Annotated in this window: 27 protein-coding genes, 1 tRNA gene and 1 other RNA gene; 8 read left to right on the top strand and 21 right to left on the bottom strand. The window is 68.2% G+C overall.

Going from position 1 to position 25,038, the window contains the following annotated elements; all coding sequences use genetic code 11:
* Nucleotides 1-40: 40 nt before the first annotated feature.
* From V9K91_RS10900 to V9K91_RS10840, 13 genes are all read right to left on the bottom strand, one after another.
* A complete protein-coding gene (locus tag V9K91_RS10900) occupies nt 41-394 on the bottom strand; it encodes a PilZ domain-containing protein (protein WP_068849648.1) in 354 nt (117 codons plus the stop codon).
* The gene (locus tag V9K91_RS10895; protein WP_184124998.1) at nt 391-1,347 is read right to left on the bottom strand and encodes a DNA polymerase III subunit delta'; all 957 of its coding nucleotides are present in this window, start codon (nt 1,345-1,347) and stop codon (nt 391-393) included. The genes V9K91_RS10900 and V9K91_RS10895 overlap by 4 nt, the downstream gene beginning before the upstream one ends.
* Nucleotides 1,340-2,008 carry a dTMP kinase gene (tmk, locus tag V9K91_RS10890; RefSeq protein WP_068849645.1) on the bottom strand — a complete coding sequence of 223 codons (669 nt, stop codon included), beginning with the start codon at nt 2,006-2,008 and terminating at the stop codon, nt 1,340-1,342. Before tmk ends, V9K91_RS10895 begins: the two co-directional genes overlap by 8 nt.
* Nucleotides 2,005-3,069, bottom strand: coding sequence for an endolytic transglycosylase MltG (gene mltG / locus V9K91_RS10885; RefSeq protein WP_336442902.1), 1,065 nt, complete (start codon nt 3,067-3,069; stop codon nt 2,005-2,007). The genes tmk and mltG overlap by 4 nt, the downstream gene beginning before the upstream one ends.
* Before the next feature lie 74 nt (nt 3,070-3,143).
* On the bottom strand, nt 3,144-4,499 hold the full coding sequence (locus tag V9K91_RS10880) for an aminodeoxychorismate synthase component I (RefSeq protein WP_336442903.1): 1,356 nt from the start codon (nt 4,497-4,499) through the stop codon (nt 3,144-3,146).
* Between the two features lie 86 nt (nt 4,500-4,585).
* A complete protein-coding gene (gene fabF, locus V9K91_RS10875; RefSeq protein ID WP_068849639.1) occupies nt 4,586-5,848 on the bottom strand; it encodes a beta-ketoacyl-ACP synthase II in 1,263 nt (420 codons plus the stop codon).
* Nucleotides 5,849-5,984: 136 nt separating this feature from the next.
* Nucleotides 5,985-6,224 (bottom strand): acyl carrier protein, encoded by a 240-nt coding sequence (gene acpP, locus V9K91_RS10870; protein ID WP_068849637.1) that lies wholly within the window; start codon nt 6,222-6,224, stop codon nt 5,985-5,987.
* 153 nt (nt 6,225-6,377) lie between these two features.
* Nucleotides 6,378-7,121 (bottom strand): 3-oxoacyl-ACP reductase FabG, encoded by a 744-nt coding sequence (gene fabG, locus V9K91_RS10865; RefSeq protein ID WP_184124992.1) that lies wholly within the window; start codon nt 7,119-7,121, stop codon nt 6,378-6,380.
* A 76-nt stretch (nt 7,122-7,197) separates the two neighbouring features.
* Nucleotides 7,198-8,142 carry an ACP S-malonyltransferase gene (fabD, locus tag V9K91_RS10860; protein WP_068854559.1) on the bottom strand — a complete coding sequence of 315 codons (945 nt, stop codon included), beginning with the start codon at nt 8,140-8,142 and terminating at the stop codon, nt 7,198-7,200.
* A gap of 117 nt (nt 8,143-8,259) precedes the next feature.
* Entirely contained in the window at nt 8,260-9,042 is a 783-nt protein-coding gene (locus tag V9K91_RS10855; RefSeq protein ID WP_095363684.1) for a serine/threonine protein phosphatase, read from the bottom strand.
* Between the two features lie 63 nt (nt 9,043-9,105).
* A complete protein-coding gene (locus V9K91_RS10850; RefSeq protein WP_068849631.1) occupies nt 9,106-10,083 on the bottom strand; it encodes a beta-ketoacyl-ACP synthase III in 978 nt (325 codons plus the stop codon).
* A 66-nt stretch (nt 10,084-10,149) separates the two neighbouring features.
* The gene (gene rpmF, locus V9K91_RS10845; RefSeq protein ID WP_068849629.1) at nt 10,150-10,347 is read right to left on the bottom strand and encodes a 50S ribosomal protein L32; all 198 of its coding nucleotides are present in this window, start codon (nt 10,345-10,347) and stop codon (nt 10,150-10,152) included.
* A 109-nt stretch (nt 10,348-10,456) separates the two neighbouring features.
* Nucleotides 10,457-10,966 carry a YceD family protein gene (locus tag V9K91_RS10840; protein ID WP_095363683.1) on the bottom strand — a complete coding sequence of 170 codons (510 nt, stop codon included), beginning with the start codon at nt 10,964-10,966 and terminating at the stop codon, nt 10,457-10,459.
* Nucleotides 10,967-11,068: 102 nt separating this feature from the next.
* Here V9K91_RS10840 and V9K91_RS10835 point away from each other — a divergent pair, with 102 nt between their 5' ends.
* Entirely contained in the window at nt 11,069-11,641 is a 573-nt protein-coding gene (locus V9K91_RS10835; protein WP_307107386.1) for a Maf family nucleotide pyrophosphatase, read from the top strand.
* Between the two features lie 15 nt (nt 11,642-11,656).
* Here the strand turns inward: V9K91_RS10835 and V9K91_RS10830 are convergent, their stop codons facing one another.
* Complete coding sequence (locus V9K91_RS10830) at nt 11,657-13,498, bottom strand: glycosyltransferase family 39 protein (RefSeq protein WP_336442904.1); 1,842 nt, start codon at nt 13,496-13,498, stop codon at nt 11,657-11,659.
* A 40-nt stretch (nt 13,499-13,538) separates the two neighbouring features.
* On the opposite strand from V9K91_RS10830, the gene V9K91_RS10825 reads away from it, so the two are divergent.
* From V9K91_RS10825 to V9K91_RS10810, 4 genes are read left to right on the top strand one after another with little or no spacing between them, the layout of a single operon-like run.
* Entirely contained in the window at nt 13,539-14,492 is a 954-nt protein-coding gene (locus V9K91_RS10825) for a MoxR family ATPase (protein WP_306989671.1), read from the top strand.
* A gap of 42 nt (nt 14,493-14,534) precedes the next feature.
* Nucleotides 14,535-15,449, top strand: coding sequence for a DUF58 domain-containing protein (locus tag V9K91_RS10820; protein ID WP_336442905.1), 915 nt, complete (start codon nt 14,535-14,537; stop codon nt 15,447-15,449).
* Entirely contained in the window at nt 15,442-17,388 is a 1,947-nt protein-coding gene (locus V9K91_RS10815; RefSeq protein ID WP_336442906.1) for a transglutaminaseTgpA domain-containing protein, read from the top strand. Before V9K91_RS10820 ends, V9K91_RS10815 begins: the two co-directional genes overlap by 8 nt.
* Nucleotides 17,385-17,909, top strand: a complete 525-nt coding sequence (locus tag V9K91_RS10810; protein ID WP_068849617.1) for a Slp family lipoprotein — start codon at nt 17,385-17,387, stop codon at nt 17,907-17,909. Before V9K91_RS10815 ends, V9K91_RS10810 begins: the two co-directional genes overlap by 4 nt.
* A gap of 30 nt (nt 17,910-17,939) precedes the next feature.
* Here the strand turns inward: V9K91_RS10810 and V9K91_RS10805 are convergent, their stop codons facing one another.
* The 4 genes from V9K91_RS10805 to dnaX are packed head-to-tail and all read right to left on the bottom strand — an operon-like array spanning nt 17,940 to nt 21,162.
* Entirely contained in the window at nt 17,940-18,299 is a 360-nt protein-coding gene (locus tag V9K91_RS10805; protein ID WP_068849615.1) for a histidine triad nucleotide-binding protein, read from the bottom strand.
* A gap of 35 nt (nt 18,300-18,334) precedes the next feature.
* Nucleotides 18,335-18,931, bottom strand: coding sequence for a recombination mediator RecR (gene recR / locus V9K91_RS10800; RefSeq protein WP_093533261.1), 597 nt, complete (start codon nt 18,929-18,931; stop codon nt 18,335-18,337).
* A 2-nt stretch (nt 18,932-18,933) separates the two neighbouring features.
* Nucleotides 18,934-19,254: a YbaB/EbfC family nucleoid-associated protein gene (locus V9K91_RS10795; protein ID WP_068849611.1), complete on the bottom strand. Its 321-nt coding sequence runs from the start codon at nt 19,252-19,254 to the stop codon at nt 18,934-18,936.
* Between the two features lie 6 nt (nt 19,255-19,260).
* The gene (gene dnaX / locus V9K91_RS10790; RefSeq protein ID WP_336442907.1) at nt 19,261-21,162 is read right to left on the bottom strand and encodes a DNA polymerase III subunit gamma/tau; all 1,902 of its coding nucleotides are present in this window, start codon (nt 21,160-21,162) and stop codon (nt 19,261-19,263) included.
* Nucleotides 21,163-21,295: 133 nt separating this feature from the next.
* Here dnaX and V9K91_RS10785 point away from each other — a divergent pair.
* Nucleotides 21,296-21,388, top strand: a tRNA-Ser gene (locus V9K91_RS10785).
* A gap of 271 nt (nt 21,389-21,659) precedes the next feature.
* On the opposite strand, the gene sugE is transcribed toward V9K91_RS10785, so the two are convergent.
* The gene (gene sugE / locus V9K91_RS10780; RefSeq protein WP_095363676.1) at nt 21,660-21,977 is read right to left on the bottom strand and encodes a quaternary ammonium compound efflux SMR transporter SugE; all 318 of its coding nucleotides are present in this window, start codon (nt 21,975-21,977) and stop codon (nt 21,660-21,662) included.
* A gap of 338 nt (nt 21,978-22,315) precedes the next feature.
* On the opposite strand from sugE, the gene ffs reads away from it, so the two are divergent.
* Nucleotides 22,316-22,412: signal recognition particle sRNA small type (gene ffs / locus V9K91_RS10775), an RNA gene on the top strand.
* Between the two features lie 38 nt (nt 22,413-22,450).
* On the opposite strand, the gene V9K91_RS10770 is transcribed toward ffs, so the two are convergent.
* Together V9K91_RS10770 and V9K91_RS10765 are read right to left on the bottom strand one after the other, a co-directional pair.
* A complete protein-coding gene (locus tag V9K91_RS10770) occupies nt 22,451-23,206 on the bottom strand; it encodes an MBL fold metallo-hydrolase (RefSeq protein WP_068849606.1) in 756 nt (251 codons plus the stop codon).
* Nucleotides 23,206-23,955: a 3-deoxy-D-manno-octulosonic acid kinase gene (locus tag V9K91_RS10765; protein ID WP_068849604.1), complete on the bottom strand. Its 750-nt coding sequence runs from the start codon at nt 23,953-23,955 to the stop codon at nt 23,206-23,208. Before V9K91_RS10765 ends, V9K91_RS10770 begins: the two co-directional genes overlap by 1 nt.
* A 21-nt stretch (nt 23,956-23,976) precedes the next feature.
* Between V9K91_RS10765 and V9K91_RS10760 the strand changes: the two genes are divergently transcribed.
* Nucleotides 23,977-25,035 carry a glycosyltransferase family 9 protein gene (locus V9K91_RS10760; RefSeq protein WP_336442908.1) on the top strand — a complete coding sequence of 353 codons (1,059 nt, stop codon included), beginning with the start codon at nt 23,977-23,979 and terminating at the stop codon, nt 25,033-25,035.
* The last annotated feature ends 3 nt before the right edge of the window (nt 25,036-25,038 follow it).

Below are 25,038 nucleotides of genomic sequence, written 5' to 3'. Positions count from 1 at the left end.
GGCGGCAAAATTTCGCGTCAACGGGTTTGAGTAAATTTCTTCACATCGTGTGCGTGGGCTTGTCCGAGTTCAGGGTGCCGGCCAGCGCGGTCTCGATCTTGTTGCGCACGTTCTCGCCTTCCTGGCCATCTGCCAGCTGCACGCCGATGCCCGCCGCGCGGTTGCCTTGGGCACCGGCCGGGGTCACCCAGACGACCTTGCCGGCCACCGGCAGGCGCTCGCTGGAGTCGGGCAGGGTCAGCAGCAGGAACACCTCATCGCCCAGGAAGTAGCGCTTGGGCGTGGGTACGAAGATGCCGCCGTTCTTCACGAACGGCATGTACGCGCTGTACAGCGACGCTTTGTCCTTGACGGCCAGCGACAGGATGCCCTGGCGGGCGTTGGTGGCGCTCATGCTCTATTCCCCTTTGCGTGCCGCTCGTTGACCTTGTTCCAGGCCAACAACAATTCCACCACCGCCAGGTCGGCGCGCACGGTGGTGCGCAACAGATCGCGGGTACGGTTGGCGGCGTCGAACCAGGCCCCCAGCTTGTGCAATCGCTCGGGATCGGTCAAGCCGCCCCCGGTGGCCTGGGCCAACGCCAGATCGGCGGCGTGGCGCAGGCGCAGCGCGGCGTGGTCATCGGCGGTCCAGCGCTGGGCCAGTTCCACCGCGCCGGCGCGCCCGGCCACCAGTGCTTCCAGGTCGCTGGCGACCTGCCGGCGCAGGGCCAGGCCGTCGTTGCGCAGCCAATCGTCGGCCAGCCCGGGGTGGCCCCGGGCCGCATCCAGCGCTTCGCGGGCGCTGGCTTCGCTGTGGCCCTGGGCCTGCAGCCAGGCCAGGCTTTCCTCGCGCGGCGGCAGTTTGAATTCCAGGCGTTGGCAGCGGCTGCGCACGGTGGCCGGCAGGCGCGCCGGGTCGCTGCTGATCAGCCACAGGTAGCGGCCGGGCTGCGGCTCTTCCAGGGTCTTGAGCAAGGCGTTGCAGGCGGCACGATTGATGGCGTCGGCCGGGTCCACCACCACCACCTGGGCGATGCCGTACTGCGGGGTGAGCGAGAGCTTCTGGGAGATCTCGCGCACCTGCTCGATCACGATCTCGGTGCGCAGCTTGTCGCCGGATTTGTTCGGAATGAACGACACCAGCTGCAGATCCGGGTGGGTGCCGGCGGCGATCAGCTGGGCGGCACGCTGGGCGGCGGCCGGCTCGCCCCGGGTCAGCACATGGGTGGCCATGCGCAGCGCCACCTCGCGCTTGCCCAACCCGGCCGGGCCGCAGATCAGCAGGCCATGGCCCAGCCGGCCAGCGTCGAGCGCGGCGATGGTCTGGTCATAGGCGCGCTGCTGCCAGGGGGAAAACTCAGCCATTACCGCCCTCCTTGGTGAGGTATGCGTTGATGGCATCCACGACCTGGGCGGCCACGCCGGCCTGGTCCTGGCTGGCGTCGATCAGGCGGAACCGCGTGGGGTCCTGGGTGGCGCGCTCGCGGAACACCGCGCGCACGCGCTGGAAGAAATCGTCCTGCTCGCTTTCGATGCGGTCCGGCCACAGGTCGCGGCCGTTGGCGCGGGCGCGGCCCACGGCCACGTCCACATCCAGCAGCAGGGTCAGGCCGGGCAGCAGGCCCACCGCGCGGCGTTCGAGCTCGGCGATCCATGCCGGCTCCAGGCCACGGCCGCCGCCCTGGTAGGCGTAGCTGGAATCGGTGAAGCGGTCGCTGAGCACGTAGCAGCCCCGGCGCAGGGCCGGTTCGATCACCTGGCGCACGTGCTGGGCACGGGCGGCGAACACCAGCAGCAGCTCGGCTTCGGCGCTGAGCGGCTCGGCGGCGATTTCCGGATCCGGGGTCAGCACCAGCGCGCGGATGCGCTCGGCCAGCGGGGTGCCGCCGGGTTCGCGGGTGAGCACCACCTCACAGCCCTGCGCCTGCAGGGCAGCGCGGATGGCGTTGAGCGCGGTGGTCTTGCCGGCGCCCTCGCCGCCTTCCAGGCTGATGAACCGCGGGTGGCGGCGCAGTGCGGGGCTCATTGCGGTGCCGCCTGCGACTGGGCGCGCTGCTGGCGCAGCTGCTGCAGGTAACGGGCCACGGCGGCGTTGTGGTCGGTGTAGTTGGCCGAGAACACGTGTGCGCCGCTGCCATCGCCGACGGCCACGAAGTACAGCGCATCGCCCGGGGCCGGGCGTGCGGCGGCCTGCAGGGCGTCGCGGCCCGGCATGGCGATCGGGGTGGGGGTCAGCCCGGCGCGGGTGTAGGTGTTGTACGGCGTATCGGTGGTGAGGTCGCGCTTGCGGATGTTGCCGTCGTAGCTGCTGCCGATGCCGTAGATCACAGTCGGGTCGGTCTGCAGGCGCATGCCCATCTTCAGGCGGCGCACGAACACGCCGGCAATCTGCGGGCGCTCGCTGGGCAGCGCGGTTTCTTTTTCGATGATGGACGCCAGAATCAGCAGCTCATACGGGGAATTCAGCGGCAGGTCGTCGGCGCGGCTTTCCCAGACGGCGGCCAGTTCCTTTTCCATGGCAGCGTGGGCGCGCTTGAGCACGTCCAGGTCGGTATCGCCGCGCTGATAGACGTAGGTCTCGGGCAGGAAGCGGCCTTCCGGGTGCTGGCCGGGGAAGCCGAGCGTCTTCATCAGCGCGGCATCGTCCAGTTCGTCGGTTTTGTGGATGAGCGGATCGGCGCGCTTGAGCGCGGCGCGCAGCTGGCGGATGTTCCAGCCTTCCACGATGGTGACGCGGTGCTGCAGGGTGCGGCCCTGGCGCATGCGGGTGAGCAGTTCGCGCGGGGTGAGCCTGGCGTCCAGCGCGTACTCGCCGACCTTGAGCTTGCCGGCGGCGTCCAGCTGGCGCGCGAGCAGCTGCCACTGGGTGTCGTTGCCTTCATCCACGCCGGCGTCGCGCAGTTTGCGCACGACGGTCTGCAGGCCATCGCCCGGGGCGATGACGACGCTGGGCTGGTCGGGGCTGATGGCGGTGTCGGCGAAGCCGCTCTGGCTGTGCCAGAACCATGCGCCGGCGGCGGCCAGCAGCAGTGCGCCGAGCAGCAGTACCGCCAGGACGGTGAGACAACCTCGTTTTACGCCTGCCATGCATTCCTCTGTGGGTGGTGCAGCCACGCAGGGCGTGGCTCTACGGGTTTGTTCGCCCTACAGCATACCTTGGCTCATTCCTGGCGGCCGAGCGCGCGCATCAGGCCGCGGGCCTTGGCGCGGGTTTCGTCCAGCTCCTTTGCCGGATCCGAATCGACCACGATGCCGGCGCCGGTACGGAAGGCGGCGTGGGTGCCGGCGACTTCGGCAGTGCGGATGAGGATGTTCAGGTCCAGGTCGCCATCGCGGTTCAGCCAGCCGAACGCGCCGGTGTAGGCGCCGCGCGCGGTCTGTTCGAGCTCGGCGATGATCTGCATGCAGCGCACCTTGGGGCAGCCGGTGATGGTGCCGCCGGGGAAGGTGGCGGCAATCACCTGGCCGGGGCTCACGCCCGGTCGCAGGCGGCCGCGCACGTTGCTCACGATGTGGTGCACGTGCGCGTAGCTTTCCACGCTCATCAGCTCATCCACTTCCACGCTGCCAGCGGTGCAGATGCGGCCCAGGTCGTTGCGTTCCAGGTCGATCAGCATCACGTGTTCGGCGCGCTCCTTGGGGTGGCCGACCAGTTCGCGGATGCGTTCGGCATCGTCGTCGCCGGCGAAGCGCGGGCGCGTGCCGGCAATCGGGCGGGTCTGCACGTCATCGCCATGCACCGAGACCAGGCGCTCCGGCGAGGAGCTCACCACTGCCCTGCCCTGCGCGATGAACAGGCCGGCGAACGGTGCCGGATTGGCCACGCGCAGCTGCGCATACAGCGCCTGCGGTGACAGCGTGTCATCGAAATGCGCAACCCAGCGCCGCGACAGGTTCACCTGGAACACATCACCGGCACGCAGGTACTCGATGACCTTGCCCACGCCGTCGGTGAAGCGCGTGGGCGCGTCCTCTTCCATCTGCGCCGGTGGCTGCCACTGCGGCAGCGGCGGCAGCGTGGCGGTGGCATCCAGGTCCTGCAGCAGCGTGTCGAGCTGGTCGGCGTGGTCGGTTTCGCACACGGCGTGGAACTGGCCCAGCACGCGGTCATGCAGCACGGCGGCCGGACAGCGCAGGGCCAGTGCACTGGGCAGGCCGTCGACGCGCGCCGGCAGGTGGAGCACGGTTTCGATCTGGCCGGCCAGTTCGTAGTCGAGCATCAGCGCCCAGCCGCCCCGGTACGGCAGGCCGGTTTCTTCGCGCGGCAGACGCAGGGACTGCCAGTGCGCATCGAGCACGTCGAGGAAGCTGCCGGCGTGCGCGGCACCGCCGTGGTCGCGCACCACGCCATCTGCATGCAGCGCCAGCGATTCACCGTTGCCCATCAGCAGCAGGTCCCAGCGGCCCTGCGCGGTGCCCGAGGCGGTGGATTCCATCAGCAGCGGGTAACGCTCCGGCGCCAGCCGCTGCAGCGCAAGCAGGTCGGTGGTGTCGGGCAGCAGGCGGGTCTGGAACATGGCAGGGCAACCAAAGTAAGTGCGGGGGCCAGATACACCAAGGCCGCCAAGATGGCGGCCCGGTGCGGTGACGTTGGGTGGCGCGCTCAGACGCGCTTGAACACCAGCGTGCCGTTGGTGCCGCCGAAGCCGAAGCCGTTGGACATCACCACATCCACCTTGGCCTCGCGTGCGGTGTTGGGGACGTAATCCAGGTCGCAGCCCTCGCCCGCTTCGTGCAGGTTGATGGTGGGCGGAATGATGTTGTCGCGCAGCGCCAGCACCGAGAAGATGGCTTCCACGCCGCCGGCGGCGCCGAGCAGGTGGCCGGTCATCGACTTGGTGGAGCTGACCATCATCTTGTAGGCGTGGTCGCCGAAGGCGGTCTTCATGGCCATGGTTTCGCCCAGGTCGCCCAGCGGCGTGGAGGTGCCGTGCGCGTTGAGGTAGCCCACCTGGTCCGGGGTAACGCCGGCATCCTTGAGGGCCATGGTCATGCAGCGGGCGGCGCCTTCGCCGTTCTCGCTCGGGGCGGTCATGTGGTACGCATCGGAGCTGGCGCCGAAACCGGCCAGCTCGGCATAGATGCGCGCGCCACGGGCCTTGGCGTGTTCGTACTCTTCCAGGATCAGGATGCCGGCGCCGTCGCCGAGCACGAAACCGTCGCGTTCCTTGTCCCACGGGCGCGATGCTTCGGCCGGGGCGTCGTTGCGGGTGCTCATCGCCTTCATGGCGCAGAAGCCGCCCAGCGCCGTCGGCGAGGAGCCGCGCTCGGCACCGCCCACCACCATCACGTCCGCATCGCCGTACTGGATCATGCGCATGGCGGTGCCAATGGAATGATTCGAGGTGGCGCAGGCCGACACCGCCGAGAACGACGGGCCCTTCAACCCGGTGATGATGCTCAGCTGCCCGGGCAGCATGTTGATGATGGTCTTGGGCACGTAGAAGGGCGAGATCTTCTTGCCCTCGTGGAACTCGATGGTCTGTTCCTCGATGCCCAGCAGGCCGCCGATGCCCGCGCCGACGATGGCGCCGATGCGTTCGGCATTGCCGTCGGTGATCTCCAGGCCCGAATCGTTCAAGGCCATGAAGGCGGCACCGAGGCCGTAATGGATGAACGGGTCCATCTTCTTGGCATCCTTGCCACTGACCCGGAACTTGCCGAACTGTTCGTTGTCGGCGGTGATGTCGAAGTCCCTGACCTCACCTGCAATCTTGGTGGTGAAACGGTCCAGGTAAGCCTGCGAAACGTTGGTCAGCGGACCGATGCCGGAACGGCCTTCGGTGATGCCCTTCCAACTGGTGGCCAGATCATTGCCCAACGGCGAGACCATGCCCATGCCGGTAACGACGACGCGACGCTTCATTGCAGATTCTCCTGACCCGGGTAGTGCGGGGTTGACGCGGTGTAACGCTCAAAAGCACAGGGCCGCAAGCGCGGCCCCATGGGTTTGCTGCACGCGGTGGCGGTAAGCACCACGACCGCGCGCAAGCCGCCCGACATCACGCCTTGACGTGAGCCTTGACGTAGTCGATCGCAGCCTGGACGGTGCTGATCTTCTCGGCTTCTTCGTCCGGGATCTCGCACTCGAATTCTTCTTCCAGCGCCATCACCAGTTCAACGGTGTCCAGGGAGTCGGCACCCAGGTCATCGACGAACGATGCGGTGGTGACAACTTCTTCTTCCTTGACGCCAAGCTGTTCGACGACGATTTTCTTGACGCGTTCTTCGATGGTGCTCATTGGATATCGCTCCAGATGGAGTAGTGGTTCAAAAAGTGACGCCATCAAATGGCGATGGCCGTGGGATAGTGTAGTGGAAACCGCAGGGGCCTTGCATGGCTGCAAAACTCCATTTGGATCAACCACTTGCGGTGCAGTCCCTGCACCACATGCTTACGGCATGTACATGCCGCCGTTCACATGGAGGGTTTCGCCGGTGATGTAGCTGGCCGAGGGACCGGCCAGGAACGCCACCGCATTGGCGATGTCGGACGGCTCGCCCAGGCGTTCCAGGGCGATCGACTTGACCAGACCGGTGCGCTGTTCTTCCGGCAACGCCTTGGTCATGTCGGTATCGATGAAGCCCGGGGCGACCACGTTGACGGTGATGCCGCGCGAGCCGATTTCCTTGGCCAGCGACTTGGAGAAGGCGATGATGCCGGCCTTGGCCGCGGCGTAATTGGCCTGGCCGGCATTGCCGGTCACGCCGATCACCGAGGCGATGTTGATGATGCGGCCCTTGCGCGCCTTCATCATGCCGCGGATGACGGCCTTGGAGGTGCGGAAGACGCTGGTCAGGTTGGTGTCGAGGATGGCCTGCCAGTCCTCGTCCTTCATGCGCAGCAGCAGGTTGTCGCGGGTGATGCCGGCATTGTTGACCAGGATGGTGATGGCACCAAATTCCTTGGCAATGCCGTCCAGCACGGCCTCGAGCGCGGCCGGGTCGGTCACGTTCAGCGCGCGGCCGTGGCCGCCTGCGGCCGCCAGGCGCTCGCCGATGGCGGCAGCACCGGATTCGGTGGTGGCGGTACCGATCACGGTCGCGCCCTGCGCGGCCAGTGCATCGGCGATCGCCGCGCCGATGCCACGGCTGGCGCCGGTCACCAGTGCGATTTCACCCTGAAGGGGCTTGCTCATGCTCAGTTTCCTCGAACGGGACCGGTCCGCAGCGCCGGCCCGGGGGCTGGCACGTGGCGAACGCGGTCGAAAGTCATCAGGCGGCCCAGGTCTCGCGGGCCGTCTCGAAGTCGGCGGGCGTGGACAGTGTGCGCGCATCCAGGCCCTTGTCGATGCGCTTGATCAAGCCGCTGAGCACCTTGCCGGGGCCGCATTCGGCCACGCGGGTCACGCCGCGCGCGGCCAGGGCTTCGACGCAGCCGGTCCACTGCACCGGCAGGTACAACTGCTGGACCAGGGCGGTGCGGATGGCATCGATGCCGTCGTGCACGCGGGCATCCACGTTCTGCACCACCGGCAAGGCCGGCACGCGCCAGTCCAGGCCAGCCATGGTTTCCTGCAGGCGGTTGGCGGCTTCGCGCATGAGCGGGGTGTGCGAGGGCACGCTGACGGCCAGCTTCACGGCCTTGCGCACGCCCTTTTCGGCCAGCAGCGCCAAGGCGCGGTCGACGGCAGCGGCATCGCCGCCGATGACGATCTGGCCGGGCGAGTTGTAGTTGGCCGGCACCACCACCTGGCTGCCGGAGGCCTGTTCACAGACTTCCTTGACGAGGGCGTCTTCGGCGCCGAGCACGGCGGCCATGGCGCCCACGCCGGTCGGGGCGGCGTCCTGCATCAGCTGGCCGCGCAGGCGCACCAGGTGCGCGCCGTCACGCAGCGACAGTGCGCCGGCGGCCACCAGGGCGGTGTACTCGCCCAGGCTGTGCCCGGCCAGCACGGCCGGCTGGGCACCGCCCACGGCCTGCCATGCACGCCACACGCCGATGCTGGCGGCCAGCAGGGCCGGCTGGGTGTATTCGGTGCGGTTGAGCATCTCTTCCGGGCCGCCCTGCGACAGCGCCCACAGGTCCACGCCGGCGCCATCGGAGGCTTCGGTGAACGCTTCACGCACCTGCGGGTGCAGTTCAGCCAGTTCAGCCAGCATGCCCAGCGACTGCGAGCCCTGGCCGGGGAACACGAAAGCGAGATTGGAATCGGTCACGCGGAGTTCCGCCTGCAAAAATCGAACGGCGAATGATAAGGGGGAATACCGCGCTTCGTCTGTACTGGCGCGTATTGACCAGCCCCCGGCAGGTGCCGACCGTTGGTCGGCACGCCCTCAAACAAACAGTTGCAGAATGTCCAGGTCGCCATCGCTGAAGAAATCAAAGCAGATCGCCACCAACATCAACATGCCCAGCGTGGTCGCCCCGTGCACGATCACGATGGCGTGCGCCAGCGCGCGCGCCGAGCGCCCCATCTTCATGCTGTAGCGGGCCAGCCGCTGCAGCCGGCCGGAAACCTCGTGCGCATGCGCCAGCACCGGGGCGTCTTCGCCATCCATGGCCGCGGCCATCAGCGCCTGCAGCTGCTCGGGGCGGTGTTCGTAGTACTTGGCCACGCCATAACCGAACATCAGCCAGTCGCGGGCCTGGGCCTGGGCCAGGTCCATCACTTCCAGCGGATCTTCCTCGAAATCGATGAAGCCGATGGCCCGGCCATCCCAGGTCAGGTTGCGCGGCAGTGGCTGGCCGAAATAGGCGCCCTTGGCATGGGCGGCCACGATGGCCTCCATCGCCGCCGACACCAGTGCGTCGCGGCCGGCATCGTCGGCCTGGCGCAGGCAGGTGTTGAAGGAGCTGCCGTTGTCGCCCAGCACGAGCGAGGCATGGCCGCTGCCGATCACGTGCGGCACGTTCACCCCTTGCGCCTGCAGTTCGGCCAGGCGCCGCGCTTCGGTTTCCCGGGCGGCGTCACCGCCGCGGTGCGGCGGTGGGCGCAGCGCGTCCAGCTGGAAGCGGTTGGCCACGAAATTGAGCAGGCCCAGCGCGACCGCGCGGCTGCTTTCACCGTACTGCTTCAGCCAGGCGCGCTGACCCTCGATGACAATGGGTTCGACCATGACACACCTCCAGAAATGCAAAACGGCCCCATCGGGGCCGTTTCGTGTGAACCGATTAACGTATTAATAACGCAGCAGCGCCGAACCCCAGGTGAAGCCGCCGCCGAAGGCTTCCAGCAGCAGCAACTGGCCGCGCTGTACCTTGCCCGAGCGCACCGCCACGTCCAGCGCCATCGGCACCGAAGCGGAGGAGGTGTTGCCGTGCCTGTCCACGGTGACCACGACCTGGTCCATCGACATGTCCAGCCGCTTGGCGGTGGCTTCGATGATGCGCAGGTTGGCCTGGTGCGGAATCAGCCAGTCCAGGTCGGCCTTGGTCATGCCATTGGCGTCGAGGGTTTCATCCACGACCGAGTCCAGCGCCTTGACGGCGTACTTGAACACGTCGTTGCCCTTCATCAGGATCGCGCCGCGGGCCTGCTCGCCTTCGCCGAAGCCGGCCGAGACGCCCACCGGGTTCCACAGCAGCTCTTTCTTGCTGCCATCGGAATGCAGGTGGGTGCTCAGGATGCCGGTGTCTTCGTCGGCCTTGAGCACCACCGCGCCCGCGCCATCGCCGAACAGCACGCAGGTGGTGCGGTCGTTCCAGTCGACGATACGGGTCAGGGTTTCCGCACCGATGACCAGCACGTGGCGGGCATCACCGGAACGAATGAATTTGTCGGCCACGCCCAGCGCGAACACGAAGCCCGAACAGGCGGCGTTGACGTCGAAGGCAGGGCAGCCGCTCGCACCGAGCTTGGCCTGGATCAGGCACGCGGTGGACGGGAAGATCAGATCGGGGGTGGTGGTTCCCACCACGATCATGTCCAGCTGGGAAGCGTCGATACCGGCTGCTTCCAACGCACGTACCGCGGCGTGGTAGCCGAGGTCGCTGGTGGTTTCCGTGTCGGCGGCGATATGCCGCTCACGGATACCGGTGCGCGTCTGGATCCACTCATCGCTGGTGTCGACCATTTTCTCCAGATCCTGGTTGGTCAACACTTTTTCGGGCAAGTAACTACCAGTGCCCGCGATCCTAGAGTAGATCCGCTTGCTCATTGCATTTCCTGTAACGGAAGAAAGGGTAAAGGCCGCTGCCCGACCGGGCAGCGGCCCTCACACAGATCAATCTTCTTCGACGGCCGAGTTCGACTTGGTCGTGATCACCTTCTTGCCGCGGTAGAAACCGTCAGCAGTGATGTGGTGACGCAGATGCACTTCGCCGGTGGTCGGGTCGGTGGACAGCTGCTTGGCGCTCAGGGCGTCATGCGAACGGCGCTGGCCGCGGCGGGACGGGGTAACACGGGATTTCTGCACAGCCATGGGATTGCTCCAAACTCGGTTCGTTTTTGCTTCGTCGTATCGTCGCGCAGGACGCCAGCGCCCAGCACAGTCTTCGCTTTCGCCGCAGCCGCCGACGACAATCCGGCTGCTATTGTTTCTTCAGCGCCGCCAATGCCGCGAACGGATTGGCCTTGCTCTGTTCTTCTTCGGTCGGTGCCCAGTCCCGGTCCACCGCTTCACCCTCGGGCGACAGCGGCACCACCGGCACGGCCAGGACCAGTTCGTCCTCGACCAGATCCAGCGGACGCAGGCTGCCGTCTTCGGGCACCAGCATCGCCTCGTACTCTTCCGGCAGCGACGACTCTTCGTCTTCGCTGCGGATCAGGCCGAGCCGCTGCTTGACCGACACCGGCAGCAGGAAGCGCTGCAGGCTGCGCTGACAGATCAGCGGCAGCTCGGTATCGATGGTCAGGTCCACATAGGATACCCGCAGGATGTCGTCGTGGCCGAATTCAAGCGCAAACGTGCACTTGCCCTCGGTATCGGCAACAAGGCCTTGCAGGCGGGTCATTTCTGCCAGTTCTACCTGACCGTCGAAGCACCTTCGTGCTGCGACCATCCGCCAGGCATCCAGCAATTCGGGCACGTTCGCGGACATAAGCCGCTGAATGTTAAGGATGCCGCCGGCGGTTGTCAATTACCCGCGACACGGGAGCCTGCGGTAGAGTGCCGCCCACCCCTGTCACCCCGGTATTGTCGCATGCTTCCCCTGCTGCTGGCCTCCACCTCCCGTTACCGCCGTGAACTGCTGGAACGGCTGGGCCTGCCGCTGGAGACGGCGCGGCCGGCGGTGGACGAGTCCCCGGCGCCGGGCGAAGCGCCGCGTGCGCTGTCCGTCCGGCTGGCGCGGGCCAAGGCCGCCGAGGTGGCCGCCCGCCACCCGGGGCGATGGGTGATCGGCTCGGACCAGGTCGCGGACCTGAACGGGGCCCCGCTGGGCAAGCCCGGCGATGTGCCCGGGGCGCACGCGCAGCTGGCGGCGATGTCCGGGCAGACGGTGGCCTTCCATACCGCGATCTGCCTGGTCCGCGATGACCAGGTGCTGGAGGCCTGCGACCTGACCGAGGTACGGTTCCGGGCACTGGGCGCGGACGAGATTGCCCGCTACGTGGCGGCCGAGCAGCCGCTGGACTGCGCCGGCAGCTTCAAGTGCGAGGGACTGGGCATCACGCTGTTCGAGGCGATCGACAACCGCGACCCGACCGCGTTGATCGGCCTGCCGCTGATCGCCCTCGGCGGGCTGCTGCGCCAGGCCGGCTACACCCTGCCCTGACGCCGATCCAGGCGATCAGCGTGCCGGAACGATGAAAGATTGTTCCTGCCACTGCTCCACGCTGCCATCGTTGCCATACAGCGTCATGCCCAGCCAGTGCTTGCCAGGCGCGAGCTGGCGGGTGTCGAGCGTGGCATCGAAGGCCACGCGCGGGTGCTGGGGATCGGTGGAGATCTTCCACGCGGCCGTGATGTCACGCGCGCGACCGTACACCGCATCGCCTACCGGCTGGCCATCGATCGACAGCGCCACGCGCGACAGCCCGACGCCGTCCTTGAACGCCCACCCGCGCACGTCCATGCGCTCGGCCACGGTCTCATCCTGCAGGGGCGCATCCACCCAGGCCATGGCCGGGGTCACGCAGGGGCCATCGATGCGCTGCGCAGGCAGCTTGAACAGCAGGAAGCGCTGGTAGCCATGGTCCTGGCTGACCACGCGCGGCGGCGGCAACGGCCCCACCTGCGCGCAGATGTCGTGGTAGCGCTCCAGCAGGTCGCGGTAACGCTGGTCACTGGGCGACAGCACCAGCAGCATCGGCGCATCGCGCTGGCCATCGTGCAGCAGGCCCCACAGGCCGAGCTGCGCGGTGCGGCCGTGCTTGTCGTTGAGCGGGTGGCGCAGCACTTCGATGCGTGGATCGCGCAGCTGGAAGCCCAGCTCGGCCCCTACCTTGAAGTTGCCGGCCAGTATGCGCGTGCCCGGCGGCATGCCCGCCAGCTCCTTGCGCACCTCATCGGCCAGCGGCGCCCAGCCGGCGAAATTGCGCGGGTAATACTTGTCGCCGGCCAGCTGCTCGCGAAGACCCGGACTGGAGGCCACCAGGTAATAGGAGAACGCCAGTGCCAGCCCTGCGCCGGCCAGCCACCAGCCGGTCCGGCGCAACCAGCGCGGCCAGCCATTGAGCACCACCGGCACCGCCACCAGCAGCGCCAGGTAGCCAGGCAACGGCCAATGGAAGCTGATGCGCTCCACGTCGGTGAAGAAGCCCAGCGCGAAAATCGCCAGCGTGGACACCGCACCGACCAGGCCGAAGTAGCGCCACTGCGCACGTGCGCCACCGCCGGAACGGGTGCCGGCCAATGCCACCTTCCACATCGCGATGCACAGGATCGGCGTGACCAGCATCGGCTGGATCACCAGGAACCACAGGCCGCTCCACTGGAATGCCCACGGGTGGCGTTCGACCACCTGGAACTTCAGGCCGGCATCCTGGTTGTCGGCATTCCACGCCAGCAGCGGAAGCCAGGCCATCACGCCCACCGCCAGCGCGACCCACACGCGCGGATCACGCAGCGTGCGCCGCCCTTGCGGCAACAGCAGCAGGGCAATGAAACCGACCACGATCACGCCGATGAAGCGGTAATGGCTCAGCGCGCCGATCACCAGCCCCAACGACAGCTTCACCGCCGCCGCCGCATCGACGTTGCGCAGCAGGCGCGCGCCGGCATCCAGGCACAGCACCGCCGCCAGCGCCATCGGTACATCGGGCACGGCCAGCATGCCCAGCGTGGCCGACAGGGGCATCAACACGGTCAGGCTGCCCGCCTGCCAGCCCGCTACCGCGCCAAACCAGCGGGTGGCGATGCGTGAGACCAGCCACGGCAGCATCGCGCCGATCGCCAGGAACGGCAGGCGTAGCGCCAGCACGTGGTTGCCGCCCAGCTCCACGCCCAGGCGCGCCAGCCAGGCGGTCAGCCCGGGCAGGTCGGAATAGGCGGCGGCCAGGTGCTGGCCTTCCTGCCAATAGAACGCTTCGTCCACGAACAAGGGCAGACGCGCGGCCACCACGAGCTTGACGGCCGTGATGAGCGTCCACAACACCAAAAAAATTGTGCGTGCGCGTTGTTCGCCCTGCATTGCTCTATAGAATCGAAGGAATCATCGACACGAGACGAACATGGATACTTCGCCCCGCGTGCCCGCCATGCTACCCGAAGAACTGCGACAGTCCCTGCGCAACGCGCAGGACCAGGTCAATGGGCTGGTGCTGGGCAAGGCCCATGAAGTCCGCCTGGCATTTGTCGCGCTGCTCTCCGGTGGCCACCTGCTGATCGAGGACCTGCCCGGCCTGGGCAAGACCACGCTGGCCCACGCGCTGGCCTCCAGCCTGGGATTGGGCTTCCAGCGCGTGCAGTTCACCTCGGACCTGCTGCCCGCCGATGTGCTCGGCGTCTCGGTTTACGAGGCCGCCAGTCGCCAGTTCCAGTTCCATCCCGGCCCGGTCTTCACGCATGTGCTGCTGGCCGATGAAATCAACCGCGCGCCGCCACGTACGCAGAGCGCGCTGCTCGAGGCGATGGCCGAGCAGCAGGTCACCCTTGATGGCGTGACCCATCCACTGCCCGATCCCTTCTTCGTGATCGCCACCCAGAACCCGGTGGATCTTTCGGGCACGTTCCCGCTGCCCGATTCGCAGCTGGACCGCTTCCTGCTACGGCTTGCATTGGGCTATCCCAACCCCGAATCCGAACGCGAGCTGCTGCGCGGCACCGACCGCCGCCACCTGATCGCACAGGCCACCGCCTGCCTGGATGACAACCAGGTGCGTGCCCTGCGCGAGGCGGTCAGCCAGGTGCATGCCAGCGAAGCGCTGATCCAATACGTACAGGCACTGCTGGCGCGCAGCCGCCAGCACGCCGGCGTGCGGGTCGGCCTTTCGCCGCGCGCGGGACTGGCGCTGCTGCGTGCGGCCAAGGCGCATGCCCTGCTGCTGGGCCGCACCCACGTGGTGCCCGAAGACGTGCAGACGCTGTTCATCGCGGTGGCCGGACACCGGCTGGTACCCGAAGCCGAGGCCAGCACCGGACCGGCGCTGGCCCGCGCCATCCTCCAGACCGTTCCGGTGGACTGAGTGCGCAGCGGCTGGGGAGACCGCTGGCGCAGGCTGGTATTGATGGCCCGGCCACGGCAGCCGGAGAGCCTGCCGCGCCGCATGGACCGCCGCCGCATCTACGTGCTGCCGACCCGCTTCGGCCTGTTCGTGGCCCTGTTGCTGGGGACGATGCTGATGGGCGCGCTGAACTACAACAACAACCCGGCATTGCTGCTGGCGCTACTGCTGGCCACGGTGGCCGTTGCGAGCGCGCTCAGCGCGCACCTGCAGTTGTCGGGCCTGCAGATCGATGCGGTGTCGGCCGAACCGGTGGTGGCCGGCGCCACGCTGCGCCTGCGCATCAACCTGTCGCGTGCCGATACGCGCGTGCGCCGCGGCCTGGTGCTGGCGCTGGGCGACAGCCAGGGCTACGGGCACCTGGTGGATACCGACCAGATCGAGGTGGACCTGTTGCTGCCCACCACGCGTCGCGGCTGGCTGGACGTGGACCGCATCCGCATTTCCACCACCCAGCCGCTGGGGCTGGTGCGGGCATGGTCATGGGTGTGGCCGGACACGCCGTTGCTGGTCTACGCCGCGCCCGAGCAGCAGCCACCGCCGCTGCCCGAGGGCGATGGCGACCCGCTGCACACCCGCGTGCATGCCAGTGGCGATGAACTGCACCAGCTGCGCCCCTACCGGCCGGGCGACCCACAGCGAAGCATTTCCTGGAAGCACTCCGCACGCCGCGACACGCTGCTGGTACGCGAGTACGAGAGGCCCCTGGGCGTGGACGTGCTGCTGGACTGGCGGCAGATGGGTCCGCTGCCGCAGGAAATGAAGATCTCGCGGCTGGCGCGCTGGGTCGACCTGGCCGAACGCGAGGGCCGCCGTTACACGCTGCAGCTCCCCGGCCAACCGGCGCTGGGTCCTGGCCAGGGCAGCAGCCACCACCACCTCTGCCAACGCGCACTGGCGCTGATGCCGCATGGCTGACCCTTCCGCCCCGCTGCTGTCCCCCGCCGCCCGCCGCTGGACCCTGGCCAGCGCGGCGCTGGCCCTGGTGCCACTGCTGCTGCAGCTGCCGCCGCTTCTGGCCAGCGTGTTCGCCGTAGCGGCGGTGCTCACCGCACTGGCGTCCGGGCAACGCGTGCTGCCCGGTCCGGTCCGCGTGCTGCTGGTGCTGGGCATGCTGGCCGCGATCTACTGGCAGATGGGCGCCCGCCCGGGCCGCGATACCGGCTGTGCGCTGCTGGCGGCGATGCTGGCAGTGAAATCCAGCGAGCTGCGCAGCCTGCGCGATGCGCGCAGCCTGCTGGGCTTTGCGCTGTTCGCCCCGTTCGCTGCGTTCCTGCTCGACCAGGGCCCGCTGACCATGGGCCTGGCGGTACTGGCGGCGCTGGCCACGCTGCTCACCCTGCAGCGCCTGGCGCGTGCGGAAGGGCACGCGCCCGGCGCCGCGTTGGCCGAACAGCTGCGCGGGGTGGGCAAGCTGGTGGCGCTGGGCCTGCCGCTGGCGCTGGCCGCGTTCTGGCTGTTCCCGCGACTGAGCGAGCCGCTGTGGGGGCTGCCGGACCGCGCGGTGGGCAAGCCCGGCCTGTCCGACCACATGGAACCTTCCGAGTGGCTGGACCTGATGGCCGATGATGCCACCGCGCTGCGGGTGAGCTTCATCGGCGCCGCGCCCCCGCCTGAGCAGCGCTACTGGCGCGGCCCGGTGATGACCCGGTTCGACGGTCGGCGCTGGGACCGCGATCCCTACAGCGAGCGACGCCCGCCACCGCCGGTGACCCGCGGCGCGGCGCGCTGGGACTACCAGATCGATTACGAGCCCACCGATCGCCGCCAGCTGGTGGCGCTGGACCTGCCCCTGCAGGCACCGGCCGGCACCACGCTGGATGGCACCTACAGCCTGCGCAGCGATCGCAACCTGTCGGCACTCACCCGCTGGCGGCTGCAGTCGGCACCGGCGGCGGCGTACACCGAGCCGCTCAGCGCGTTCCAGCGGCAGTTGGCACTGCAGCTGCCGCCCGACCTCAACCCGCGCACGGCAGCATTGGGCCGGCAGTGGCGGCAGGAGGCGGGCAGCAACGATGCCGCCATCGTGGCGCGGGCGCTGGACTGGATCCGCTCGCGCTTCGCCTACACGCTTTCAACGCCGGCACCGGGCCGGCACAGCGTGGACGAGTTCCTGTTCGACCAGCAGGCCGGCTTCTGCCAGCACTTCAGCTCTTCGTTCGTGGTGCTGATGCGCAACGCCGGCATCCCCGCACGGGTGGTCACCGGCTTTGCCGGCGGCCAGCGCAATCCCTACGGCAACTACTACGTGGTGCGGCGCATGGATGCGCACGCCTGGGCCGAAGTGTGGCTGCCGCAGCGCGGCTGGGTGCGGGTGGACCCGACCGCGGCGGTCGCCCCCGAGCGCATCTATGACACGCTGGAAGACCGCCTGGGCGACGGCGCCGGCACCACCCTGGAAGGCCGCTGGCTGCAGCTGGGCCAGGTGGGCGACTTCCTGCGCCGCGGCTGGAACGACTTGGTGCTGTCCTTCGACGCCAACCGCCAGCAGCAGCTGCTGCGTCCCCTTGGCATCGACAAGCTGGAGCCGGCGCAGCTGGTTGGCATTTTCATTGCCTTCGCAGGCGGCGCGCTAGGCTGGATGGCATGGCTGCTGGCCCGCGGGGAGCGTGAGCGCGATCCCCTGCTGCGGGCCTGGCACCGGCTGGGGCGGCGTTACGCGCGGCATGGCCTGGCCCGGGAACCTGCGGAAACCGCCACGGAGTGGGCGCAGCGCGTCCACCGGCAACGTCCCGACCCGGCGTTGATTCCGCTCAGCCAGCGTTTCGTTCACGCGCGCTACGCTGGCGCTGAGCTCGACCCTTCACTCGTGCGTGACCTGCACAGGCATCGCCCGTCCACCGGAGCAACCTCATGAACGTCAAGATCCTGCTTCCCCTTGCCGCGTCGCTGGCGCTGGCCGCCTGTGCCACGGCCCCCAAACCGCTGCAGGGGCAGTTCAGCGTGGTCAGCCCGCGCGATTCGGTCGCCACCCAGCAGGTGGGCACGCCGGTCCGCTGGGGCGGACGCATCATCGAAACCACCCCAGGCCAGGGCCAGACCTGCTTCCAGCTGCTGTCGCGCCCGCTCAATGGCAGCGGCCGCCCGAACACCAGTTCCAATGACGCCAGCGATGGCCGCTTCGTGGCCTGCCGTGCCGGCTTCTATGACCCGGCCGTGTTCGAGGAAGGCCGCGACGTGACCTTCATCGGCAAGATCGCCGGCTACGAGAACACCCGCATCGGCGATTACGAGTACCGCCTGCCCAAGCTGGAGGCCGACGTGATCTACCTGTGGCCGGAACAGCGCCAGGTGGATGTGGTGCCGGTCTACCCGTATGGCCCGTGGGGCCCGGGTTGGGGTCCCGGCTGGGGCTACCGCGGTTGGGGTTGGTGGTAAAAAAAATCGCCCTTCGGGGCGATTTTTTTTTCATGCACTCGGCGTACCGAAGTGCCCCAACGGCGCGCCGGCCAACAGGTGCAGATGGATATGGAACACCGTCTGCCCTGCGTGCTCGCGGCAGTTCATGACGATGCGGTAGCCATCCTGCGCGAAGCCCTCGCGGCGTGCGTACTCTGCCGCCGCCAGCGCCAGCTTGCCGATCAGGTGCGCCTGCGAGGGCTGCACGTCATCCAGCGTGGGAATGGCTTCGTTCTTGGGAATGAACAGCACGTGCACCGGCGCCTGTGGCGCGATGTCCTTGAACGCCAGCACCTCGTCATCTTCGTAGACGATGGTCGCCGGAATTTCGCGGCGGATGATCTTTCCGAACAGGGTGTCTTCAGACATGGGGTCACCTTGAAGGTTGCCGGCAACGCCGGTGGTCAGGTTGCTTCGGTACGGGTGCCGAACGCGTGCGAGAGCGTGCCGCGGTCCACGTATTCCAGCTCGCCACCCAGCGGCAGGCCCTGCGCCAGCCGGCTGGGCCGCACCTTGTGGGCGCGCGCCAGCTGCGCCAGGTAATGCGCGGTGGCCTCGCCTTCGACGGTGGCGCTGGTGGCGATGATCAGCTCCTGCACCTCGCCCTGCCCCAGCCGTGCTTCCAGCTGATCCAGGCCGAGTTCGCGCGGGCCGACGCCGTCCAGCGGCGACAGCCGCCCCTGCAGCACGAAGTACACGCCGCGGAACCCGGTGGCGGTTTCAATCGCCAGCCGGTCGGCCGGCGATTCCACCGCACACAGCTGCTGGCGTTCGCGGCTGCCATTGGCGCACACCGCGCAGATCTCGGTTTCGCTGAAATCGCGGCACTGCGCGCAATGGCCGATGCGTTCGATCGCCTTGGCCAGGACCTCGGCCAGCTTTTTGCCGCCCTCGCGCTCGCGCTCCAGCACGTGGTAGGCCATGCGCTGGGCGGTCTTCTGACCCACCCCGGGCAGTACCCGGAAGGCCTCGATCAGCTGTTCGAGCAGGGGCAGGCTCACGCTTAGAACGGCAGCTTCATGCCGGGCGGCAGCTGCATTCCGGCCGTGGCCGAGCCCATGCGGTTCTTGGATTCGGCATCGATCTTGTTCGAGGCGTCGTTGAAGGCGGCCGCGACCAGGTCTTCGGTCATTTCCGCATCGGACAGGATCGACGGATCGATGCGCACCTTGCGGCACTCCTTGGCGCCGGTCAGGGTCACGCTGACCATGCCGCCGCCGGCAGTGCCGGTGACTTCCAGCTTGGCGAGTTCTTCCTGGGCCTTCTGCAGGTTTTCCTGCATCTTCTGGGCCTGCTGCATCAGTTGGGCGATGTTGCCGCGCATGTCGTGTTACTCATCAAAAGGACGGATGGAATCGGTCACGACCCGGGCGCCATGCTGCTGGATCAGCAGCTGCACCGACGGGTCGGCCATGAAGGCGGTTTCGGCCGCCTGCTGTCGTTCGCCACGCTGGCGGTCGGAACGCTGGTGCAGCGTTTCGGCCTCGGCGTTGCCATGTTCGATCACGATCTTCGGGGTCATCCCGAGCGGGCCCGACAGGGCCTCGGTCAGGGCCGCCAGCGAACGGTCCGAACACAGGTACTCAAATCCGGGCGATACGGCCAGTTTCAAGACGCCGTGCTGGAACCCGATGAAGGCCGCATGCGCGGCCAGCTGCCGCGACGGACCATTCAGCTGGCTCTGGGCAACCAGTTCCAGCCAGGTTTCAGCCGAGGCCAGCGCGACCGGGCCGGCATTGCCGGCCGCAGGCGACGGGCTGATGGCGATGCCCTGCGGGCGCGGCGCGGGTGCCACCGCCTGTACGGGCGCGGGCGCGCGTACCGGCGGGGCTTCCCACGGCGCGGCCATGGCGGCGTCGGGGCTGGCCAGCTCCACCGCCAACGCTTCATCGCGCTCGTCGCTGCCGGCCTGGTGCCACGGCGGCAGATCGTCGTCGGCGGCGGGTTCCGCTACCGGCGCGGGTGTCGGTTTCGGCGCGGCCGGGGCGACCAAGGGCGCCGCAGGGGCCGCCGGTGCCGAAGCGGCCACAGGCGCGGCGACGGGCGCGGCCATGGCGGCCGGCGCGGCGGCCATGCCACCCTGCGCGGCACCGCGCGAACCGCTTCCCACCTCGGTCCCGGTGCCCGGGTCACGCGGCACCGGCGGCACCGCAGCGGCCGGGCGGAACGCCAACATGCGCAGCACGGCCATTTCGAAGCCGGCGCGCGGGCTGGGCGCCAGGTGCAGGTCGCGGCGGCCACTGAGTGCCATCTGGTACCAGAGCTGCACCACTTCCGGGCGCAGGCGCTGGGCGAAGGCGGCGGCATCGATGCCGTCGCCGTCGGCCTGGGCGCCGGGCACCAGCTGCTGCACCTGGATGCGGTGCAGGGCTTCGGCCAGCGCTTCCAGCACGCCGCTCCAGTCGGGCGAGAATTCGGCCAGCGCGGCCACTACCTGCAGCAGGCGCACGCCATCGCCGTCGGCAAGGGCCTCGAGCATGGCCGCCACCTGGGTGCGGTCCACGGTGCCCAGCATGGTGCGCACCACGTCTTCGCGGAGCGCGCCACCGGCATAGGCGATAGCCTGGTCGAGCAGCGACAGGCCATCACGCAGGCTGCCGTCGGCGGCCTTGGCCAGCTGCACGATCGCAGTCGGGTCCGATTCGATTTCTTCGGCGGCCAGGATGCGGGTCATCTGGCCCTGGATCTGGTCCTCGTCAAGCCGCTTGAGGTTGAACTGCAGGCAGCGCGACAGCACCGTGACCGGCAGCTTCTGCGGGTCGGTGGTGGCCAGCAGGAACTTCACGTGTTCCGGCGGTTCTTCCAGCGTCTTCAGCAGCGCATTGAACGCCGCCTTGGACAGCATGTGCACTTCGTCGATCAGGTAGACCTTGTACTTGCCGCGCGAGGGCATGTACTGGGCGTTCTCGATCACCTCGCGGACATCATCCACGCCGGTGTTGGACGCGGCATCGATCTCCAGCAGGTCGATATAGCGCCCGGAATCGATATCCAGGCAGGCCGGGCACTGGCCACAGGGATCGGCGCTGGTGCCCTGCTCACAATTCAGCGATTTGGCGAAAATGCGCGCGATGGTGGTCTTGCCGACCCCTCGGGTGCCGGTAAACAGGAATGCATGGTGCACCCGGCCGCTGTCCAGCGCATTGCTGAGCGCACGGACCACGTGTTCCTGGCCTACCAGCTCGGCAAAACGCTTCGGACGCCACTTGCGGGCAAGGACGAGATAGGACATCAGGCCACCGTCTTCATCGGGACGTCCATTGTGCCACGCCTGTCCAGCCCCCCAGCCGGGTGATCGTGGTGCTTGTGCCAATCGCATTCCCCGGCTAGAATCTGCGCCCCTGCAGCGTCAATGCAGCAGGTCCGGAGAGGTGTCCGAGTGGTTGAAGGAGCACGCCTGGAAAGTGTGTAAGCGTCTAAACCGCGCTTCGGGGGTTCGAATCCCCCTCTCTCCGCCAGACAAACGCAAAAGGCCGCCCAATGGGCGGCCTTTTGCGTTTGCCCGGCGGAGAGTCGGTGGACGAGACACGCGGACGGGGGTTCGACGGATTCGCCCGGAGCGAATCCGGACAGCCGAATGGCTGGCCCCAACGCGCGCCGAGCGCGCGTTGGGGCGGGGCCCATGGATGGGCCCCGCAATCCCCGGCAGTGAATCCGCCACCATTCCGCCGTGTTCGACCAACCCGCCGGACAAAGACGCCGCCCGAAGGGCGACATTCTTCCCTGCCCTTACGCGCTCGACACCTTCATCAGCACCAGCCCGCTCACGATCAGCACGGCGGCGCCAATCCGCATCGCGCTCACCTGTTCGCCCAGGAACACGATGCCGACGATGAACGCACCGACCGCGCCAATGCCGGTCCAGATCGTGTAGGCGGTGCCCAGCGGCAGCGTGCGCATGGCCAGGGCGAGCAGCCAGAAACTGGCGGCCATGGCGGCGAAGGTGATGAGCGACGGGGTGAGCCGGGTGAAGCCCTCGGATTGCTTCATCGAGAACGCCCAGACGATTTCCAGAACACCGGCTACGAGTAGATATATCCAGGCCATGTGGCCCTCCTTATGGGGCCAGGTCGTCCTGGTCATTGTTGCCCGGTATGGGGGGAGGCCGTTCCTCCTGGGGTGCGTACAGCGGGGCAGAGTCGCGCTCTACGGTGAGGGCGATTCTAGGGGATGGGGCACAGGATGGGCGTCTAAGGCGTGTTGGGGGTTACTAGGTGGTCAGGGTGGGTCGGGGGCACGCGCGGCGTGTCGCTACTCGGGAGGTTCTGCGCCAAGTGCCGAATCCGACTAACAGTCGGATCTACCGCACTTGCGGATCTTCCGCGCTTGGCTGCGCCGCGCTATACTGGGTGACTGCACTTCGGTGCAACGTCTCTATGGCGGCCCCGTCGGCCCCTCGCGACGCTAGGTCGAAAATCCCGCCAGGGCCGGAAGGCAGCAACGGTATCGATCGACGCGGGCGCCGAGGTCAGCCGGCGGGGCCGTCACCCGTTTGGGCTGTCCATTCCACGTCTGGGTGATCAGGCCGTGGGCCTGGGAGCCGTTGGCTCGGCCAACGCCACGCACTCGCCCGGCATTGCGACCCGATGCCCCCGCTGGCGCAGCGCTTCGCCGTCGGCCTCGCTCGCATAGTGGTAGAGCATCATCCGCGCCTGCAGTTCGGCGCTGTACTCGCGTTCGAGATCGTCCACGCCGGTGTGCGACGGGTTGCCGTGCAGGCCGCAGTCGTGCGCGATCAGTTCGTTGTCGCCGGCGTAGCGCGCCAGCATTTCCGGAATCGGGCGGGTGTCGCCGCTCCACACCAGCGCGCCCTGCAGGCGCAGGCCGTAGGCGGTTTCGGGCCAGTGGTGGCGGACCGGGAATACTTCCAGGCGCACGCCGTCATGCCAGAACGCCTCGCCCACCACGATCAGCTGGAAGGCATCCCAGAAATTGGCGCCACCTTCGGCCAGCACGTTGGGGTAATCGGCCACGCGCCGGTGCAGCAGCGGCACCACGGTGGCGGGCACGTACAGCCGGATGCGGCCGCGCCGCTGCGGCGAGAAGTAGGCATCCACGAACAGCCGCTCGAAGCCGGCCACGTGGTCCAGGTGCACATGGGTGACGAACAGCGCCTCGGGCATGCGCCCGTACTGGGCGAGGAAGGCGGTCAGCCCCTCGCCGCCGCAGTCGATGGTCAGCCACGGCTCGCCACCGCGCTCGATCACCGCCATCGGCGAACCCAGCTGCACGGCCGACGCGTTGCCGACCCCCATGAAGCGCAGTGCCCAGTCCATCAGTAGCCCCGGTTCCAGGCCAGGTCGTAGGCCCGGCGCAGGCGCGCGAAGTCCTTCTCGACCTCGTCGTGACTGCGCTCGCCGCGCAGCTTCACCAGCGAACGGTGCAGGCGCTTGAGGTTGCGTTCGCGCCAGGCGGTGGCCGGGATGCGCTGCACGCCACGGTCGAAATCGATCAACCAGCCGTGGCCGTTGGCATCAAACAGGATGTTGTGCGCGTTGAGATCGGCATGGTCCAGCCCGGCGCGGTGGAAACGCGCGATCAGCCGGCCGGTCTCTTCCCAGGGCGCGCCCCGCCCCGCCACCAGCGCGCGGTCGGCCAGCGAACGCACGCCTTCCAGCCGTTCCATCAGGATCGCCGCGCGGTAGCGCATGCCTTCGCGCATGTAGAACGCGGCGATCGGGCGCGGCACCGGCAACTTCAACGCGCGCAGGGCGCGCATCAGCCGGAACTCGGCGAAGCTGCGGGTGCGGTTGGCGCCCCGCCACAGGTACTGGTCGTGGCTCAGCTTGGCCGCCATGCCGCCGCGCAGGTACTGGCGCAGCACGCAATGGCCGAACGGCGCATCGACGAACCAGGCCCCGCCCCGTCCACCATCGCCGACCGGGCGCGCCCGGTCGCCCCAGTGGCCCGGGGAGAACAGGCTCATCTCGGCTTGCCGCAGCCGTTCGCGGTCGAACAGAATGGCACCCATGCCGCGTCCATCGCGGCAGGGCGTCAGCGCTTCAGTGGCGTCGAATGCGACCATTCCTTCGAGTCTAACAACACCATGGCATCAGCGTCCTCTTCCTTGTGTCTTTTGCGTTTGTCCGCGCTGGGCGATGTCACCCACGTGGTGCCGCTGGTGCGCACCCTGCAGCAGGCACGGCCCGGGACCGAGCTGCACTGGATCATCGACAAGGCCGGGCACAAGCTGCTGGACGGCCTGCCGGGCGTGGTGTTCCATGCCTACGACAAGAAGACCGGCCTGGCCGGCATGCGCGCCCTGCGCGCGTCGCTGCCGCCCGGCCGCTTCGAGGCGCTGCTGCAGATGCAGGTGGCCTTCCGCGCCAATGTGCTGTCGGCGTTTGTCCCGGCGGTGCGCCGGATCGGCTACGACAAGGCGCGTTCCAAGGACCTGCACGGACTTTTCATCAACGAACGCATCCCCGACCGCCCCGGCATCCACGTGCTGGATGCGATCGGCAGCTTCTGCGAACCGTTGGGGATCCGCCAGACCGAGGTCAGCTGGGACCTGGCGATCCCGCCGGCGGCGGTGGAATGGGCGCAGGCGCAATGGCAGGACGATGGCCGGCCGGTGCTGATGATCTCGCCCTGCTCCAGCCACGTACGCCGCAACTGGTATGCCGACCGCTACGCGGCAGTGGCCAACCATGCGGTTGCACGCGGCTGGCGGGTAGTGCTGTGCGGCGGCCGCAGCGAACTGGAGCGCGGCATGGCCGACGCCATCCAGGTCCAGCTCACCACCCCGGCGCTGGACCTGGTGGGCAAAGACACCCTCAAGCAGCTGCCGGCCCTGCTGGCCCGCGCGGCGCTGGTGATGACCCCGGATTCGGGCCCGATGCACATCGCCAACGCGATGGGCACCAAGGTGCTGGGCCTGCACGCGGCCAGCAACCCGCACCGCAGTGGCCCCTATTCGGACCGCCGCTACTGCGTGGACCGCTATGACGACGCGGCGCGGAAGTTCCTGGGCAAGCCGGCCAGCGAACTCAAATGGGGCACCAAGGTCGAGTTCGATGACGTGATGCAGCTGATCACGGTCGACGACGGCATTACCGCCTTCGAACACTACGTGGCCGATCAGGCACGAGCACCGCTGCGATAGCGT

Origin of the sequence: Stenotrophomonas sp. CCNWLW57 (assembly GCF_037203925.1) — a bacterium.
GTDB lineage: Bacteria > Pseudomonadota > Gammaproteobacteria > Xanthomonadales > Xanthomonadaceae > Stenotrophomonas > Stenotrophomonas rhizophila_A.
Note: the sequence above shows the minus strand (reverse complement) of the source record. Positions and strands in the feature narration are given on the sequence as shown.